2 protein-coding genes and 2 pseudogenes are annotated in these 4,100 nt (G+C 58.8%); 2 read left to right on the top strand and 2 right to left on the bottom strand.

Going from position 1 to position 4,100, the window contains the following annotated elements; genetic code table 11:
- Window positions 1–179: 179 nt before the first annotated feature.
- Window positions 180–827 carry a glycosyltransferase gene (locus ACMX3H_RS17455; protein ID WP_415211712.1) on the top strand — a complete coding sequence of 216 codons (648 nt, stop codon included), beginning with the start codon at window positions 180–182 and terminating at the stop codon, window positions 825–827.
- Between the two features lie 67 nt (window positions 828–894).
- On the opposite strand, the pseudogene ACMX3H_RS17450 reads toward ACMX3H_RS17455, so the two are convergent.
- Window positions 895–2,697, bottom strand: a pseudogene (locus ACMX3H_RS17450) (thiamine pyrophosphate-requiring protein).
- 167 nt (window positions 2,698–2,864) lie between these two features.
- A complete protein-coding gene (mntR, locus tag ACMX3H_RS17445) occupies window positions 2,865–3,332 on the bottom strand; it encodes a manganese-binding transcriptional regulator MntR (RefSeq protein WP_415211711.1) in 468 nt (155 codons plus the stop codon).
- A gap of 349 nt (window positions 3,333–3,681) precedes the next feature.
- On the opposite strand from mntR, the pseudogene ACMX3H_RS17440 reads away from it, so the two are divergent.
- A pseudogene (locus tag ACMX3H_RS17440) lies at window positions 3,682–3,889 on the top strand (metal ABC transporter solute-binding protein, Zn/Mn family); the annotation flags it as partial.
- Window positions 3,890–4,100 lie beyond the last annotated feature (211 nt).

Here is a 4,100-nt window from a genome sequence, read left to right as displayed (position 1 = left end):
ACTCAAACCGGGATGGAAATAAAAGTTATTAAAATCAATACAATGTGAAAATGCAATGAGCATAAGCGTGTAACGTAGGTTTACTGTCTCATACAACAAACCCACCAATAATTCAAGACGTCCTCCACGGGGCGCTTACTTCGCTGCAGCAAAGCGGCAGCCGCTATCCGCTGGTGGTCATGGTCACCGAGTCGATTCCCGAGGTCCCGGCGCTGCGCCCCCGGCCAGGAATACGCGCCCATTACGCCCGGGCGCAATTTTCGGAGATCTGGACCAAATTATGCGCCTGGGCGCAGGACGATTTCTCCCGGCTGGTATTTCTGGATGCGGATATGCTGGTGGTGAAAAATATGGACTCCCTGTTCACGCAGCCGTTGCCCACGGGGTGGGTTGCCGCCTGTCATGCCTGCCGCTGCAACCCGCTGCGAATTGACCGCTATCCGGCGGACTGTGTGCCAGAGAATTGTTTTTACAGCCATTATCGGCCGGGCCAGCCGATGCCGCGGGACGGCAGCGCGGGCTATTTCAATTCCGGTTTTATGATGCTGACGCCGGACAAGGCGACTTATGCCGCGCTGCAAAGGGCGTTGGACGCTATCGACGATCTGACGCGCTACCCTTTCCCGGAGCAGGATTTGCTAAACCAGTTTTTTGACCGGCGCTGGCGCCAGTTGCCTTATGGGTATAATGCGCTGAAAACGCTGGTGTACCAGCACCCGCAATTGTGGGATGACCCGACCGTCCACGCTATCCATTTTATTCTGCAAAAGCCCTGGCAAGCCGATGCGCGAGCGGATGACGCCGATGCCGCTTTGCTCGAGCGCTGACGCCGCACCGCCGCTAGCCTACCCGATGCCTAGCTTATCCATGGCGGACGGGAACTCGTCGGCGGGCCTACTGGCCGCGCTTACCGGGCAGCACTTCACTTATGAGCTGCGACGCCGTATCGGCAATCACTTGTCCTGCGCCGCGATCCCCTTTGGCCAGCGATGATATAAAGGCTTTGGCCTGGGCCAGCGAAATATGCGGTGGAAACGGCGCGATTTCCGGATCGGTCATCACCTCAATGACGACCGGCCGATCCGCCGCCAGAGCCGTGGCCCAGGCCTGCCGCAAATCCGCGGGGTCATCGACGAAAATGCCCTCCAGCCCCAAATTTTTTGCAAAGCCGGCATAGGGGACATCGGGCACATCCTGACTGGCCTGATAGCGCGGATTACCTTCCATCACCCGTTGCTCCCAGGTCACCTGATTCAGATCGTGGTTATTAAACACGCACACGATAAAGTGCGGATCGACCCAGCGCTGCCAGTATTTTTGCACGGTGATAAGCTCGGCCAGATTGTTCATCTGCATGGCGCCATCGCCCACCAGCGCCACCACCGGTTGCGAGGGACAGGCGAATTTGGCTGCGATGGCATAAGGGACCGCCGCCCCCATCGACGCCCGGCCGCCGGAGAGCGAAGCGCGCTGCCCCTGCTTGATGCGTAAAGCACGGGCAAACCAGTTGGCGCAAGATCCGGAGTCGGAGGTCACGATGGCGTTCGCCGGCAAAAGCGGCGACATTTCCCACACCACCCGCTGGGGATTGACGGGGCTTGCCGGCGCCATGGCCCGTTTTTCCAGCGTTTGCCACCATTTCTTCATCTGCCGGCCGATGTTATTCTGCCAAGCGCGATGTTTATTGCGCGTCAGAAGCGGCAGCAGCGCGCGCAGCGTTTGTGCGGCATCGCCGTGCAAGTTGACCTCCATCGGGTAGCGCAGCGACAGCAGGGACGGCTCGATATCAATCTGTACGCCCCGCGCCTGCCCGTCCGCCGGCAAAAACTCCGCCCAGGGGAAGCCGCTACCAATCATTAAAAGCGTGTCGCATTCGCTCATCATATCCGAAGACGGCCGCGTGCCGAGCAGTCCAATGGCGCCGGTGACAAACGGCAAATCGTCCGGCCGCACATCTTTGCCGAGCAGCGCCTTGGCCACTCCCGCCCCCAATATGTCCGCCACGTCGATGATGTCCTGCGCCGCACCGCGCGCGCCGGCGCCCACCAGAATCGCTATCTTTTTGCCGGTGTTAAGCACTTCGGCCGCGCGTGTCAGTTTCGCGACCTGCGGTACCACCCGCGGGGATTGGTAACCGACGCCTGAGCGGGTAAAGCCGTGGGCGACGGCCGGCGCCTCCCAGGGCGCATCCTGCACGTCTTTCGGCAATATCACCGCCGCGACGGCGTTTCTCGCGAGCACCACGCGTACACTGCGATCCAGTACATGGCGCACTTGCGCCGGCACCGCCGCCTCCTGCACGAAAGCCGCCACGTCAGCGAACAGGCGATCGAGATTCAGCTCTTGCTGGTAGCTGGCGCCGCGCGATGTGGTTTCCGCCTGCCCGACGATGGCCAACACCGGCACATGATCCATGCGCGCATCATACAGACCGGTCAACAGGTGCGTCGCCCCCGGACCGCCGGTGGAAAGACACACGCCCAGCTCGCCGGTCAGTTTGGCATGCGCGGTGGCCATAAACGCCGCCATTTCCTCATGGCGTACCTAAATGAATTCGATACCCTCGCCGCCGTCCTTGGCGGCACGCTGCAGCGCGCCCAGTACGCCATTGATGCCGTCGCTGGGATAACCGTAAATACGGGTGACGCCCCATGACTTCAGGGGCTCCACAAAAAAATCGCTGGTTTTGGTTGCCATGTGTCTACCTCAGATACGCGTACGGCGCCGCCCGTCGTCACGGCGGCCGTTTGATTTTGCTAATAAAAATTGTTTATCCAAGCATAGTTCAATTTGGCGCATCCGGGCGGCGGCAACGCCGCGCGAACGCGACGCCACAGGGCGAGGGAAAGGGTCAACGGGGGGAGTTAGCGGTTTTCGGCGTTATCGGCAAAGCGGCGGAAAATTTGTAACGTTTCATCACTGACGTGATGCTCAATGCCTTCGGCGTCGCGACGCGCGGTTTCGGCGCTGACACCCAGCGCCAGCAGGAAGGATTCCACGATCTGATGGCGCATGCGGCTTTCATGGGCCAGCGCCTCCCCCTCAGCGGTCAGAAAGATGCCGCGATAGGGTTGCTGCTCCACCAATCCCGCCGCCGCCAGCCGCTTGAGCATTTTGGCCACCGTCGGCTGCGAAACACCCAGCCGCGCCGCCAGATCCACCTGGCGCGCTTCGCCGCAATCGCGGATTAGATCGGCTATCAACTCGACATAGTCATCTATCAGCTCGCGCCGATGCGCCTCACGCACCTGCAAGAATCCCTGTACATGCTCTTTCACGTCCACCAACGGCGTGAGATCGCTGGACAGCGCGGATGAATCACCCTGGGTCATGCCTGTTCCTCGTTATGTCATGGCCAACGGTCCCGCGCGGGCGGGACAGGCACATTGTGGCTAAGCATTCTAAACGAAGAGCGGTCGAGTACAAAATTTTGAATTAATTGCTTTTACTATCTAATATAGCCTATGCTATACATGTCCATTAAGCAATCGCCACGCCGGYAAGGCACCGACGACAGGTCGCCACGGGATAACGTTTAGGCAAGCGCCACCGGCGCTTCCCACGCGAATAGAGGCGTGATTGCTGCTTTTTCAGACGCTAACCGCAACCCGGGAAATCGCCATGGCCATGACACCTTCTCCTTGTCACGTTCTCACCCGTGCGCCTTTTACGCTGCGCCTGATGCTGGTCGCGCTATTCACCAGCAGCGCGCGGGCGGAAAAACCCTTTCAGGTCATTACCACTTTTACCGTGATTCAGGATATGGCCCGTCAGGTCGCGGGTGAGGCGGCGGAAGGTCCATTCCATCACCCGCCCGGGCGCGGAGGTGCATGATTATCAGCCCACGCCGCGGGATATCGTCAAAACGCAGAAAGCGGATCTGATCCTCTGAAACGGCATGTGTAGCGATGCAATCAATTCTGGACTAATTTGCAATTAATTCTGGACTCCTATAAACCCTAAAAAATGGCTATTTTGGACAGTCCAGAATTTTTTGCAAAAAGTAAATCAGACGAAATTGCGGATGATCAACTCGCGCTTGCTATGGCCGTTGCTGCCCAATGAGTATTTTAGATCAACAACGTCGATATGAAGATTGT

The sequence above is a fragment of the Sodalis sp. (in: enterobacteria) genome, from assembly GCF_047607725.1.
Lineage (GTDB): Bacteria > Pseudomonadota > Gammaproteobacteria > Enterobacterales > Enterobacteriaceae > JBLKSS01.
This window is presented reverse-complemented; position numbering and strand designations above follow the sequence as displayed.